The 13,342-nt window shown below is 70.9% G+C and carries 8 protein-coding genes and 1 pseudogene; 2 read left to right on the plus strand and 7 right to left on the minus strand.

Features of this window, described 5'->3' with window-relative positions; all coding sequences use genetic code 11:
• Together QM638_RS07015 and QM638_RS07020 are read left to right on the plus strand one after the other, a co-directional pair.
• Positions 1-775: pseudogene (locus tag QM638_RS07015) on the plus strand (DEAD/DEAH box helicase); the annotation flags it as partial.
• Complete coding sequence (locus QM638_RS07020) at positions 768-1,517, plus strand: DNA-formamidopyrimidine glycosylase family protein (RefSeq protein ID WP_415141239.1); 750 nt, start codon at positions 768-770, stop codon at positions 1,515-1,517. The pseudogene QM638_RS07015 and the gene QM638_RS07020, both read left to right, overlap by 8 nt.
• A 36-nt stretch (positions 1,518-1,553) precedes the next feature.
• Here the strand turns inward: QM638_RS07020 and QM638_RS07025 are convergent, their stop codons facing one another.
• The 7 genes from QM638_RS07025 to QM638_RS07055 all read right to left on the minus strand — a co-directional run bounded on the left by QM638_RS07025 (position 1,554) and on the right by QM638_RS07055 (position 13,223).
• Positions 1,554-1,853, minus strand: a complete 300-nt coding sequence (locus QM638_RS07025; protein ID WP_415141240.1) for a helix-turn-helix domain-containing protein — start codon at positions 1,851-1,853, stop codon at positions 1,554-1,556.
• 136 nt (positions 1,854-1,989) lie between these two features.
• Complete coding sequence (locus QM638_RS07030; protein ID WP_415141241.1) at positions 1,990-2,502, minus strand: CinA family protein; 513 nt, start codon at positions 2,500-2,502, stop codon at positions 1,990-1,992.
• Between the two features lie 359 nt (positions 2,503-2,861).
• Complete coding sequence (locus QM638_RS07035; protein WP_415141242.1) at positions 2,862-6,212, minus strand: ExeM/NucH family extracellular endonuclease; 3,351 nt, start codon at positions 6,210-6,212, stop codon at positions 2,862-2,864.
• A gap of 129 nt (positions 6,213-6,341) precedes the next feature.
• The gene (locus QM638_RS07040; protein ID WP_415141243.1) at positions 6,342-8,927 is read right to left on the minus strand and encodes a 5'-nucleotidase C-terminal domain-containing protein; all 2,586 of its coding nucleotides are present in this window, start codon (positions 8,925-8,927) and stop codon (positions 6,342-6,344) included.
• A 137-nt stretch (positions 8,928-9,064) separates the two neighbouring features.
• The gene (pgsA, locus tag QM638_RS07045) at positions 9,065-9,694 is read right to left on the minus strand and encodes a CDP-diacylglycerol--glycerol-3-phosphate 3-phosphatidyltransferase (protein WP_415141244.1); all 630 of its coding nucleotides are present in this window, start codon (positions 9,692-9,694) and stop codon (positions 9,065-9,067) included.
• Positions 9,691-11,202: a MiaB/RimO family radical SAM methylthiotransferase gene (locus tag QM638_RS07050; protein ID WP_415141246.1), complete on the minus strand. Its 1,512-nt coding sequence runs from the start codon at positions 11,200-11,202 to the stop codon at positions 9,691-9,693. The genes pgsA and QM638_RS07050 overlap by 4 nt, the downstream gene beginning before the upstream one ends.
• 269 nt (positions 11,203-11,471) lie before the next feature.
• Positions 11,472-13,223, minus strand: a complete 1,752-nt coding sequence (locus tag QM638_RS07055) for a helix-turn-helix domain-containing protein (protein WP_415141245.1) — start codon at positions 13,221-13,223, stop codon at positions 11,472-11,474.
• Between the last annotated feature and the right edge of the window lie 119 nt (positions 13,224-13,342).

The raw sequence follows: 13,342 nt of genomic DNA on the forward strand, positions 1-13,342 counted from the left end.
CGCCCGCCCGCGACCCGGCGGCACCGGGGCCGGCGGTACCCGAACGGGGCGGGCCGGACCGGTCGGACCGCCGGAGGCCACCGGGCGGTGGACGCTGCTGCCCGTGCCGGACGCCGACCCGACCCGGCGGGCACACGCGACGACCGAGCGCCTGCTCGACCGGTACGGCGTCCTCACCCGCGGCGCGGTGACGGCCGAGCGGACCCCCGGTGGGTTCGCGGCGGCGTACAAGGTGCTCTCCGCGTTCGAGGAGTCGGGTCGGTGCCGACGCGGGTACTTCGTCGAGGGGCTGGGCGCCGCTCAGTTCGGCACCGCCGGGGCGGTGGACCGGCTGCGCACCTTCACCGAGAGCACCCTGACGAGCACCCAGACCGGCGACGCCAAGCCGGTGGCGCTCACCCTCGCCGCGACGGATCCGGCCAACCCGTACGGTGCCGCGCTGCCATGGCCGGCCAAGGGCTCCGGCGACGAGGGCCACCGGCCGGGGCGCAAGGCGGGCGCGCTGGTGGTGCTGGTGGACGGCGAGCTGGTGATGTACGTCGAGCGGGGCGGTCGCACCCTGCTGACCTGGTCCGACGAGCCGGACCTGCTCGAGCCGGCCGCCGAGGCGCTGGCCGAGGCGGTCAGACGAGGTGCGCTGGGCCGGCTGACGATGGAGAAGGCGGACGGCGCACAGCTGTTGGGCGCCGGGGAGACGCCGGTGCGCCAGGCGTTGCAGATGGCCGGGTTCATGGCCGGCCCGCGTGGCCTGAGACTGCGCTCGAGCGATGCCTGAGGGCGACGCGGTGCTGCGCACGGCGCGACTGCTGGACCGTGGGCTGAGCGGGCTGGCACTGACCGGCACCGACATCCGGGTGCCGCGGCTCGCGACCGCCGACCTGTCCGGCGGGACGGTGGTCGAGACGGTGGCACGGGGCAAGCATCTGTTGACCCGGATCGACCACCGCACCGGCGGCTGGACCCTGCACACCCACCTGAAGATGGACGGCAGCTGGCGTCTGGTGCGACGGGGTCAGCGATGGCCGAAGCCGGCCTTCGAGGCACGGGTCGTGCTGCGCACCGAGAGCGTCGAGGCGGTCGGGTTCCTGCTCGGCACGGTGGAGCTGTTCCCGCGGTCCCGGGAGGGCGAGCGGCTCGGTCATCTCGGTCCGGACCTGCTCGGCCCCGACTGGGACCGGACCGAGGCGTTACGCCGGCTGCGGCACCGACCCGACCGACCGCTCTTCGAGGCGCTGCGCGACCAGCGCAACCTGGCGGGCATCGGGACCATCTATGCCGCCGAGGCCGCCTTCCTGGCGGGCGTCGATCCGATGCGGCCGGTCGGCGAGGTGCCGGACCTGGGCCGGCTGGTCGACCGCGCTCGGGAGCTGATGCGTGCCGAGTGGTCGAGATCGGGCCGGATGTGGGTCTACGGACGACGCGCCTGCCGTCGCTGCGGCGGGACGGTGCTGGTGCGACGGATCGGTCCGGCGGGGCGCCTGCGACCGGCGTACTCCTGCCCGGCGTGTCAGCGCTGAGGCGGCGCCGGATGCCGGGCGGGTCAGGGACCGGGGTCAGGCCGCGGAGGCGACGACCTCGCCGCCGGCGCGGACCGGGATCCGGGTCGGCATGGTCGCTGCCTCTTCGAGCGCGACCGCATCGGAGACGTCTCGGAGCACCTCGGAGAGCGGTACGTCGAGCGCGCCGCAGAGCGAGGCGAGGAGCTCCGAGGAGGCTTCCTTCTGGCCGCGCTCGATCTCGGAGATGTAGCCGAGGCTGACCCGGGCGGCGGCGGAGACCTCGCGCAGCGTCATCCCGCGCTCCATCCGCTCGGCGCGCAGCACGTCGCCGAGCATCCGACGGAACAGCACCATGCGGTCAGCCTCCCCTTCTCGGGCCCTTCCGGACCTCGACCCTTCGTGACGCGGTCTGGCTCATCACCTCGGGCGATGATCTTCTCGGCGATCTTGTCCGTGATCTTCTCGGCGAATTCTCACCGTAGGCCTAACGCTACCCGACGGGTGGTTCTTCCCCGGTCAGCGCGCCGGTCAGCTCGGCCAGGGCGTCGACACAGGTGTCATGCTGGATCCGGGCGCGATCCCCACCGACGGCGAGGCGCACCGCTCGGGTGCCGCCCGGACTGGCGAGGCCGACGTAGACGGTCCCGGCCGGCTTGCCCTCCTGCGCGTCCGGGCCCGCCACGCCGGTGGTCGCGACCGCGTGGGTGGCTCCGGTGAGCCGTCGTACGCCGTCGGCCATCGCCTCGGCACACTCGGCCGAGACCACGCCCACGGTCGCGACGACCTCGTCGGGGACGCCGAGCAGGTCCTGCTTGAGCCGGGTGGCATAGGTGACGACGCCACCGAGATAGCTCGTCGAGGCGCCCGGCACGCTGGTCAGCGCGGCGGCGAGCTGGCCGCCGGTGAGCGACTCGGCGGTGGCGATGGTGGCGTGATGGAGCCGCGCCGCGGCAAGGACGGCGGCGGCGAGCTCCGCGAGATCGCCCCGCGTCGTGGGACTCATCGGGGTCGTGGGACCCATCGGGTCGGGGCGGCCTGGCTCACGGTGTCCCCGGGACATGGTCCGAGCGTAGAGGGGCTCCGTCTCGCACGTCGATGCGGGCCGCGGGGTGGTCCGGCCACTGGATCAGGTAACCGTCGGTTGAAGCACTGGCTGTTGAGGCAATGGCCGAACCATCGGCCGGTGCGGCCAGGCGCGCGAAGCGCAGCAGCTCCCGGATGATCCCGGCGTTCCCCATCGCCCACCCGGGCTCGGGCGGAAGATCGCTCGGCGAGGCGCGGTGCTCATGTGAGGTGGTCCGCCGAGGCAGCCGGCCCCGGCGGACCACTGCGTCCACCGGGGCCGGGCATCGAACGAGGTGTTTACTTCCGCACGACCTTGATCGTGATCGTCGAGCTGGTGGACTTCACCGTCGGACTCGTGACGTAGGAGATCTTGACCTTCTGTTTCCCGGTCTTGGTGAACTTCGCCAGCTTGATGGTGGCCTTCCCGGCGGTCAGCGTGGCCGTCTTGGTCTTGCCGTTCGTCGTGACCTTGACCCTCCCGGTCGGAGTCACGCCGGTGGCACTGACCTTGACCCTGACCTTCGCCTGGGTCTTCGCGACGACGATCCTCGCCGGCTTCACCGTGGCCGAGATCTTGGCGTTGGCCCTGGCCACGACCACCTTGACGGTCGTCGTCGCGACCTCATGAGAGGTGTCGCCGGAGTAGGTGGCGGTCAGCTTGTGCGTACCGGGCTTGAGCTCGGTGGCGCCGATCGTGAGGGTGGCGACACCCGCGGAGACCTTCGCCGAGCCGATCTTCTTCGACCCCTCGGAGAGGGTCACGGTCCCGGTCGGCGTGTCGTCGGTGGTCAGGGTGACCTTGACCGTCGACTTCTTGCCGTACGTCGCCTTGACCGCACCCGCCGAGAGCGTCACGGCGGCCGGCTCGGAGGTGACATCCGGCAGGTCCAGCCCGACGATCTCCGGGTTGTGGTCCGAGGCCCGGAACTGCGAGTCGTCGTACAGGAGGGTGGCGTTGTAGTTGTACCGGCTGTATTCGAAGCCGACCTGCTCCTGGGCGTTGATCTGCCACACGTCCACGCCGGTCACCCAGGCCTCGGCCGCGGCGTTGGCGAAGACGTGGTCGAGCGAGCCGTCCATGCCGTCGTAGGAGTACGTCGCCTCGCCGTCGTTGAACTCGCCGTTCAGCTCGGTGTAGCCGGCGTCCTCGATGACCTCGACCGGGTCCTCCTTGGAGTAGGCGTTGAAGTCGCCGGTGAAGAAGACCTTGTCGGTGCCGAGCGAGTCCTCGAGACCGGAGGCGAAGTCGACCAGCGCGTTGGCCTGCTTGACCCGGTCGAGGTTGGAGTTGCCCTGGCCGGTGCCGTCGTCGTCCCCGGAGCCCTTGGACTTGAAGTGGTTGACGATCACCAGGAAGGCGTCGTCATCGGAGGCGCCGACCGCCTTGAAGGCCTGCGCCAGCGGCTCACGGGCGTTCTCGAAGGCCTCCCCGGAGCCGGACTGGTCGGCCAGCACATGCGAGCTGCCGACCAGCTCGACGTCGGCCGGCTTGTAGATGAAGCCGGTGCGGATGACGTCCTGCTCGTCCTGCGCCGGCAGGTCGGCGGCGGCCGGCGACGGGGCATAGGCCCAGACGTCCGAGCCGGCGGCGGTGTTCAGCGCATCGACGAGCACGCCGATGGCGTAGTCGCGGTCCTTGCCGAACCAGGAGGAGTTCTCCAGCTCCTCGAGCGAGACGATGCTCGCGCCGAGGCCGTTGATCGCCTTGACGATCTTCGCCTGCTGGCGCGCCAGGCTCTCGGTCGTGGCCGCACCGCGCGGACCCGGGTCGGAGCCGTTGGTGCCGGTGCAGGTGTTGTCGGTGATGTGGTTCCCGGCACGGTCGTCGTAGTAGGTGCAGGTGCCCAGCCCACTGCTGACGTACTCCTCACCGGTGGTCGGGAAGTAGTTGAGCACGTTGAACGTGGCCAGCCGGATGTCGCCGCCGACGTCCTGCGGCGACTCGTTGTCGGCACGGGTGTCGGAGAAGGAGACCACGTCCGTGCCGTCATCGGTGACCTGCGCGGTCGGCTGCACGTTCCACAGGCTGTTGCGGTAGTCGAGCACCACCGGCTCGTTGAACGTCGCCGTCGACCCGATCCGGACCGGGTTGTCGGTGCTCAGCCACGGCAGCGCGGTGCCCTTGTTCGCGGTGGAGTTGAAGTTGACGCTCGCCCCGTCGTCGAGGGTGAGCATCCGGGCGGCGTTGTCGTCCTCGATCGCCTGGATCGCGTCGGTGTCCGAGGCGTCGGCGTACTCGGTCGGGGTGCGCAGCGCGTGGTCCCCCGAGGCCAGGGTGAACGAGCCGTAGTAGTTGGCGTCGTAGTTGTCGCTGACGGTGAACTCGTCGCCGGAGAGGTCGAGCAGCTCGCCCTCGTGGGCCTCCTTCTCCGCGTCGGTGGCCAGATCGGTCCACGGTACGGCGAGCGGGGTGACCTCACCCAGCGGGGTGTCCAGCTCGGTGACGTCGCCGGCCGCCGAGGTGGAGACCTCGGTCAGACCGTTGTACTCGCTGACCGTGCCGGTGACCTGGACGCTCTCACCGACCGTCACCGCCGCGGCGGTCGCCGAGCCGTAGACGAAGACGGCGTCGGAAGAATCGTCGTCCGGGTCGCCGGACGGGTCCTGGAGGTAGAACCCGTTGTAGCCGCCGGTGGTGTAGTCGGCGGTCACCACGCCGGTGGTGATCACCGAGCTGCCGACCAGCGGCGAGGTGTCGCCGTCTCCCTGGATGTCGGCGATCGATTCCTCGGTCGCCGGCGCGGTCACGGTGTAGCTGAAGGTGGTGGACGCGGTCGCGGACTCGGCGTCGGTGACGGTCGCGGTCACCGAGGAGGTGCCGGCGGTCGTCGGGGTGCCGGAGACGACGCCGTCCGTCGAGACCGAGAGCCCGTCCGGCAGGCCGGTGGCGCTCCAGGTGTACGGCGTGGTGCCACCGGTGGCCGCCAGGGTGAAGGAGGTGATCGCGGTGCCGACCGCGGCGGTCTTGTTGCCGGGAGCGGTGACCGCCAGGTCATTGCTCTCCGTCTCGCCGGCCGTGTTGGTCGGGGTCGGGGTGGCGGTGGTGAAGTCTGCCGAGTTGTCGTCGGTGTCGGTGCCGCTGGCGTCGCGCTGGATCGACACGGTCGCGCTCGGTGCGGTCGACACCGGCGCGGTCTCGAACGACGTCGCGCTCGGCGCGCCACCGACGAAGTCGACGATCTCGGAGTCGGAGACGTCGCCGGCCGCCGGGTTCAGCCCGGTCGTCGTGGTGGCGAGCCAGATCTGCCAACCGCCGGCGCCCATGGCCATCGAACCGGTCGCGTCCGCTGTCGGCAGCGCGGCAGTGCCACCGGTCCCCGCGGCCTCCTGGACCAGGTAGTAGCCCTGTGCCGGGACGCTGCCGGTCAGCGCGGTGAGGTTGGCACCCGAGGCCGCGGAGGTGTTCGTGGCGGATCGGCCCTGCACCGACATCCCGTCCACGCTGATCGCCGCGTCGGTCGGGTTGTAGAGCTCGATGAAGTCGTTCTTCCAGGTGGCACCGGAGTTGCCTCCGCCGCCGTACACCTCGCTGATCACGAGGCTCGTTCCATCGGTGTTCGCGTGGGCTGGCGTGAGGTAGCCCGAGAGGCCGGTGGCGGCCAGGGCGAGCCCGGTGACGCCGGCTATCCGGCGGCGTGCTGAAGACATGCGTCGATGCTTCTCTCTGTGCGTACGGAGTGGATGTGAACAGTGAACGAAACAGTGAACGAGGAGACGCTCGAGCCGAGCACGACGAGTCGCCGTGCCCGGCCCGAGAGTCCCGAGAGTGACGTGCGGCTACTTCCGCACGACCCTGAGCGTGCTCGTCGCTCCAGCCGTCTTCGTCGCGTCGTCGCCGAGGTACCTCACGACTACCTTGTACTTGCCGGCCTTCTTGATCTTGGCGAGCTTCGCCTCGGCCACACCCTTGACCAGCTTCACGGTCTTGGTCTGACCGGCCACCCTGACGGTGACCTTGCCGCTGGCGGCCTTGCCGTTGAACCCGGTCACCTTCACCTTGAGGGTGGCCCTGGTCTTCTTGGCGACGACCTTGCCGGGCTTGATGATGGCGATCTTGGCGGCGGCCTTGCCGACCTTCAGGGTGAAGGTCGTCGAGCCGGCCGCGACGCTGTCGTCGCCGGAGTACGCCGCCTTGAGCGAGTACGAGCCCGGGGCGAGGGTCTTGCTCGAGATCCTCACGGTGGCGACGCCGCTCTTCACCGCGGCGCTGCCGAGCTCGGTCGAGCCCTTGGTGATGGTGACCGTCCCCGTCGGGGTCGCGCCGGCGGCGGTGACCTTGACCGTGACCTTGCCGTTCGTGCCCGCGGCCACGGCCGGAGCCTTGACCTTGAGGGTCGGGGTGACCGACTCGGCCTCCGCGACCGCGTAGGTGACGGTGGTGCCGCTCTCGGTGGCCACGAAGTCGATCGAGCCGCCCGCCAGGGAGGCCGGCACGTCCACCGAGATCGCAGCCGTGCCGGAGGTCACCTCGAAGGTGCCCAACGCGACCGTGTCACCGCCCGAGGTCGTCCCGGTGGCGACGACCTCGGTGTTGGTCGGCGCACCCAGCGACGCCATGTCGAGCGTCTCGCCGGTGAACGGATAGGTCGGCGACTCCTGGTCGGGGCCGAGGGTCAGGGTGTTGGTGGCACCCGCCGTGAGGGTGGCGCTGGCGGTGTCGGTGAACACCTGCTGCCGAGCGAAGTCCGGCGCGATCGGCGAGTTGTCGCCGAGGTAGTCGTACCACATGTCGGCGTCGATCAGGCCGGTGTCGACGTAGCTGCCCTCGGTGAAGGCGGTGAAGTTGTCACCACCGGTGGCGAGGAAGGAGAGCGTCGAGACCGTGTACGACGCCGACGGGTCGATCTCCTCGCCGTCGAGCCGGATCGAGGTGATCCGCTCACCCTCGGGCGCCGAGGAGTCGGCCGTCACCCGGACGTTGTCGGAGAGCGCCAGCTGCAGGTAGGGACGAGAGGAGTCGGCCGGCTGCCACTGCTGCTCGAGGACGTCCTTGATCTGGGCGCCGGTCAGGGTGACGATCGCGACCGTGTTGTTGAACGGCAGCACGGCATTGGCCTCCGCATAGGTGACCACGCCGTCGGTGTTCTCCTCGTTGTCGGTGGTGTCGCCGGCGTAGAACAGCTCCGCGCGGAGCCCACCCGGGTTGGTGATCCCCAGGTCCGGGTCGGCGAAGTCGGAGACACCGTCACGCAGGGCGTTCGCCACCAGGTCGCCGAGGGCGGACTCGGCGGACCGATCGTCGCGGGAGCCGTCGAGATACGCGGTGGTGATGTCGGCGGTGATCTCGCCGACCTTCTGGTTGCCGACCTCGGCCGCATAGTCCAGCGCGTCGTCGGTGATCGTCTTCACCTCGGCGACGCGGGAGTAGCTGAGGTCCTCGGCTGCGACCCGGGCGACGTTCTGCTGGGTGTAGGCGCTGACGTCGCCGGTGTCCGGGTCGACGGTCAGGTCGACCTCGCCGACGTTCTCGCCGTACGACCCGGTCTGCAGCACCGGCCGGGTCGCGTCGTCCTCGCCCGGGATCGGGGCGTCCCAGGCGTACTCCTTGTGGGTGTGACCGGTGAAGATCACGTCGACGGCCGAGGAGGTGTTCTCCACGATGTCGGCGAACGCGCCACCGGCGGCGATCTCGTCCTCGAGGGTCGCGCCGTCCGGCGTGCCCTCGCTGGCTCCCTCGTGGTATTCCGCGACGATGACATCGGCCTCGCCGTTGCTCTCGTCGCCGTCGGTGAGCTGGTCGGCGACGCGGTTCGTCGCCTCGACCGGGTCACCGAAGTCGAGGTCGGCGATACCGGCCGGGGACACCAGGCTCGGCGTCTCCTCGGTGACGGTGCCGATCACGCCGACCGTCAGCCCGGCCACCTCGAAGGTGGCGTACTCCGGCAGCGCGGGAGTGGTGGTGCCCTTCTCGTACACGTTGGCGCCGAGGTAGTCCCAGTCGGCCGCGTCCGAGACCCGCCCGGTCAGGTCGTCGAAGCCCTTGTCGAACTCGTGGTTGCCGACCGCCGAGGTCTTCAGCCCGAGTGCGTTGAGCACGTCGATCGTCGGCTGGTCCTGCTGCGTCGAGGACGCGAACAGGGAAGCGCCGATGTTGTCGCCGGCCGACAGCAACAAGGTGTTGTCCTCGCCGGCCTCGGCGCGCTCCTGCTCGATGGTGGTCGCGAACGCGGTGGTGTTCGCGTCGATGCGACCGTGGAAGTCGTTGATGTTCAGTAGCCGCAGGTCGACGGAGTCGGCCGCCTGGGCCGGACTCGTGGCAAGAAGCGAGAGCGATGATGCAGCGAGCGCGAGTCCGACACCGGACGCCACCAGGCGCCTGGTCCGGACCGAACTGCGCCGCACCCTCGGGAACAGGTGCTGCACAGGGTTTCCTCCCGGTCGTGTGTTGACCGGCTGAGGCTAACCCTGAGAAAGGGCTGAACGAATAGGGGTTGCGTTAACGATTGGCAACAACCAGGCCTCGACACCGAGACATTCGACGGCGGCCTCCCCCATACGGGTCAACTCGTGCGAAGCTGCTTGCGCTGGGTCCACAGACCCCAGTAGAACTGCGCGCCCGACCAGAGGGTCAGTGCCACCGCGACCGCCAGGCAGATCTCGAAGGCCCAGTGCAGCACGTCGCCGGGGGTGTGCCACCAGTCCGCCGCGTCCGGGTCGGTCAGCGGCAGCACCAGGCCACCGAGCGCGATGCCCTGGATGAAGGTCTTCCACTTCCCCAGGGTGTCCGCGGCGATGACGATCTTGTTGACCACCACCAGCCGCAGCAGCGTCACGCTCCACTCCCGCACCAGCACCAGGATCGTCACCCACCACCAGACCTCGCCGATCACCGACAGCCCGATGAGGGCCATCCCGGTGATCGCCTTGTCGGCGATCGGGTCGGCGATCTTGCCGAAGTCGGTGATCAGGTTGTGCTTGCGGGCCAGGTCGCCGTCGACCTTGTCGGTGATCATCGCGATCGCGAAGATCGCCCACGCCACCAGCCGCCAGGTGGCGCTCTCGCCACCGTCGACCAGCAGCGCCCACCCGAAGAACGGGACCAGCACGATCCGGAGCGTGGTCAGCACGTTCGGGACGTTGAGGTTGCTCACCCGAGGCGACTGCGCCGACTCACCCACCGGATCGCTCACATCACGACCTTAGCGACCGGGCGGGCGACCGGGCGGGCGACGAGGTCGGCGCCGTCGCTGGCCACCACCGTCGCCGGGATCAGGTCGCCGGCCCGCAGCGTGCCCGCGGCATCGACCAACCTCGTCGTACCGTCCACCTCGGGGCCCTGGTGGGCGGCCCGGCCGACGTACTCCCCGGTGAGGTCGCCGTCGAGGGGCTCCTCCTCGATCAGCACGTCCTCGACCAGCACCTCGACGACCTCGCCGACCCGTTCCTCGGCGCGCTGCGCGGTGAGCTCCTCGACCAATCCGGCGACATGCTCGACCCGGGCGCGGACCTCGTCGGCGTCCAACTTGCCGTCGAAGGTGGCAGCCTCGGTGCCGTCCTCGTCGGAGTAGCCGAACACGCCGGTGACGTCGAGGCGGGCCGCGATCAGGAAGTCGCAGAGCGTGGCCAGGTCGTCCTCGGTCTCGCCGGGGAACCCGACGATGACGTTCGCCCGGACGCCGGCCGCGGGAGCGAGTGCGCGCACCCGACCGAGCAGGCCCAGGAACGACTCGGGGTCGCCGAAGCGTCGCATCCGGCGCAGGACGGGGTTGGCGGCGTGCTGGAAGGAGAGGTCGAAGTACGGCGCCACGCCGGGCGTGCTCGCGATCGCCTCGATCAGTCCCGGCCGGGTCTCGGCGGGCTGCAGGTAGGAGACCCGAACCCGGTCGATCCCGTCCACCGCCGCGAGCTCGGGCAGCAGCGTCTCCAGCAGCCGCAGGTCGCCGAGGTCCTTGCCGTAGGAGGTCGAGTTCTCACTGACCAGGAAGAGCTCGCGCACACCCTGCGTGGCCAGCCACTGGGCCTCGTGCAGCACGTCGCTGGGGCGGCGGGAGACGAACGAGCCGCGGAAGGTCGGGATGGCACAGAACGTGCACCGCCGGTCGCAGCCGCTGGCCAGCTTGAGCGGCGCCCACGGCGCGTCGTCGAGGCGGGTGCGACCGGCGAAGCCGGGCAGCTGGTCGACGGCGCCGCTCGGATCCGTCCGGCCGGTGGGTCCGGTCTGGCTCGCCTGGCTCGCCGGGCCTGCGGAGACGCCGGGGATGGAGACCGCCGAGGCGTCCCGGTCGACCGGGCTGATCGGCAGCAGCAGCCGTCGGTCCTGCGGGGTGTGCGGATGATGGGTCTCCCCGGCCAGGATGGCGCGCAGCTTGGCCGCCACGTCCGGGTAGTCGTCGAAGCCCAGCACCGCGTCCGCCTCGGGCAGCGACTCGGCGAGCTCCTTGCCATACCGCTCCGCCATGCAGCCGACCGCCACCACCGCCTGCGCGCGCCCGCCGCCCCCGGCGCTCGCCTTGAGCTCGGCGGCCTCCAGCAGCGTGTCGACGGAGTCCTTCTTGGCCTGCTCCACGAACCCGCAGGTGTTCACCACCACGGTGTCGGCCTCGGCCGGGTCCGCGACGAGCCGGAACCCGCCGGCGCTGAGCCGTCCGGCGAGCTCCTCGGAGTCCACCTCGTTGCGGGCGCAGCCGAGGGTGACCATCGCGACCGAGAGCTGCGCGTCCGGGGCTGTCTCGCTCGACGCGTCGGTCTCGGTCACGGTCTCGGCAGGTGTGGTGCTCATCGGGTCGAGTATGACCGGCCCGAGCCACCGGCGCCCAACCGGCGGCGGGGGCCCGGCCGACGGCGCGTTCGTCTAGGTATGCAGGTCAATGGGCGCTTCCCCGTTGGAACTCCGATAGGGAAGCGCCCACTCAGCTGCATACCTAGACGAACGCGCCGCGCCCGCGGCTCACGCGCCGCGCCCGCGGCTCAGCTGACCGTGTAGGTCTTCTGGGCGGCCTTGCCGGTCTTGCCCAGTGCCTCGGCCTCGCCGCCGTCGATCGAGACCTGCAGCGAGCCGTCGGAGGTCTGCACCCGGACCGGTGCGGTCGCCTTGACGGTACGGGTCTCGCCGTACGCCAGCCGGCCGGTGAAGGCGATCCCGCCGTCGGCCCCGCGCACCACCACCCGGGCGCCGCCACCGGCGGCGGTCAACGTCACCGGTACCTTGGCGCCCTTGCTGTACGGCGAGCTGACCGACCCGTTCTCCAGGCTCAGCCCGCCCGCGTCGGACTGGCTCGAGCCGTCGGTGATCAGGCGCGCGACCGACCAGATCAGCACGACGGCCATCACCGCCGCGACCAGCACCGACCAGTTCGGACCGCTGCGCATGCTCCGGATGGTGCCGGTCGGCCCGGTGGCCAGTTCGGCCTCGAAGACGCTGCGCGGGTTGACCGGCCCCGAGGCGTAGCGCTCGTCGTAGTCGGCCAGCAGCGGCGCCGCCTCGATGCCCAGCACCCGGGCCAGTGTCCGCAGATGACCGCGGGCGTAGAAGTCGCCGCCGCACGGCCCGAAGTCGTCACGCTCCATCGCCTCGATCACGTGCGGACGGATCCGGGTGCGCTCGGCGAGGGTGTCGATGGACAGCCCGATCCGGGTGCGGGCGACGGTCAGCTGTGGGCCGATCACCGGATCCTCGAGCGGATCCTCGACCGGCTCGTCGATCGCCTGATCGAGCTGCTGGGCCGCCGGCGTCACCGCCTCGGGGTCATCGCCCGCGGCGCTCGCCTGCTCGTCCGGATCGGAGAGCGCGGCGACGATCTCGGTGACGTCGGCGTCGGCGGAGCCCACGGCGGCCTCGGGCTCCCATCGGACGTCGGCACGGATCGCGACGGTCGGCTCACGCAGTGGGCTGGGCGTCGGGCTGGCCACGATCGTGTCCTCGACCGGGTCGGTGTCGTCCGGCACCTCGAGGTCGTCGACGACCATCTCGTCCGGTGCCACCTCGTCCGGCACCGCGGCACGCTCGGCGGTGTCGGTGACCACCGCCCGCTCGGCGGTGTCCGACCCTGCGGCGCCCGCGTCGATGTCCTCCGCCTCGACCTCGGCGGCCAGCGACGGATCGACCTCGACCACGCCCGCTCGACCGGCAGCCAACTCCGTGATCGCCTCGGTGAGGTCGGCATCGGCCCCGTGGACCCGGGTGCCGAGGCCGAGCGGCACCGCGAACGGGACGCCGTACAGGCGCTGGGTCACCAGGGCGTGCCGCCGCGCGCCGGCGGGCAGCTCGGCGACCGCCTCGTCCTCCTCGGCGAGCAGCACCGCGAGCCGACCGTCGCGGAGCAGGCCGCGCCACGACCGCGGCCGCGGCAGGTGTTCGACCTCGTCGACCTCGGCCCACGGGATGCCGCGCCAGGAGCGGCCGAAGCGGATCCGCACCCCCTGGGCGTCCACCAACAGCAGCGGGGTCCGCGCGTCGTAGGCGGTCCAGGCCTGTGCGCCGGTCACCACCAGCATGACCAGGGCGAAGAGTACGTCGACCGTCCCGCCGCGCCAGAAGCAGGCCACCGCCACCAGCAGGGCCGCGATGGCGACGGCGCCGCTGAGCAGCCCGTTGCGGCGCACCTCGACCAACGCGTCGGCCGGCCGCTCCGCCAGCGGTTGCTCAGCCGGGTGTTCGGCCGGCGGGCCGGCCGGCTCGTCGTACTCGCTCGCCGCGGATGTGTCGAGGTACTCGCTCACTGGTCCACCATCCTCTTGTCGGCGTTCTCAGACAGAGCGCCGATGCACCCCGGGTGCCACCAGGTCACTGCCCTGCTCGCTTGACCCGTTCCAGACCTGGAGCGATGTCCAGGATGAGA

It is taken from the genome of Nocardioides sp. (genome assembly GCF_047606145.1).
Taxonomy (GTDB): Bacteria; Actinomycetota; Actinomycetes; order Propionibacteriales; family Nocardioidaceae; genus Nocardioides.

Excerpts from the sequence above, each read along its gene's own strand:
- QM638_RS07025 (WP_415141240.1), bottom strand. The coding sequence starts at position 1,853 with ATGGTGCTGTTCCGTCGGATGCTCGGCGACGTGCTGCGCGCCGAGCGG.
- QM638_RS07050 (WP_415141246.1), bottom strand. The coding sequence starts at position 11,202 with ATGGTCACCCTCGGCTGCGCCCGCAACGAGGTGGACTCCGAGGAGCTC.
- QM638_RS07020 (WP_415141239.1), top strand. The coding sequence starts at position 768 with ATGCCTGAGGGCGACGCGGTGCTGCGCACGGCGCGACTGCTGGACCGT.
- QM638_RS07030 (WP_415141241.1), bottom strand. The coding sequence starts at position 2,502 with ATGAGTCCCACGACGCGGGGCGATCTCGCGGAGCTCGCCGCCGCCGTC.
- QM638_RS07035 (WP_415141242.1), bottom strand. The coding sequence starts at position 6,212 with ATGTCTTCAGCACGCCGCCGGATAGCCGGCGTCACCGGGCTCGCCCTG.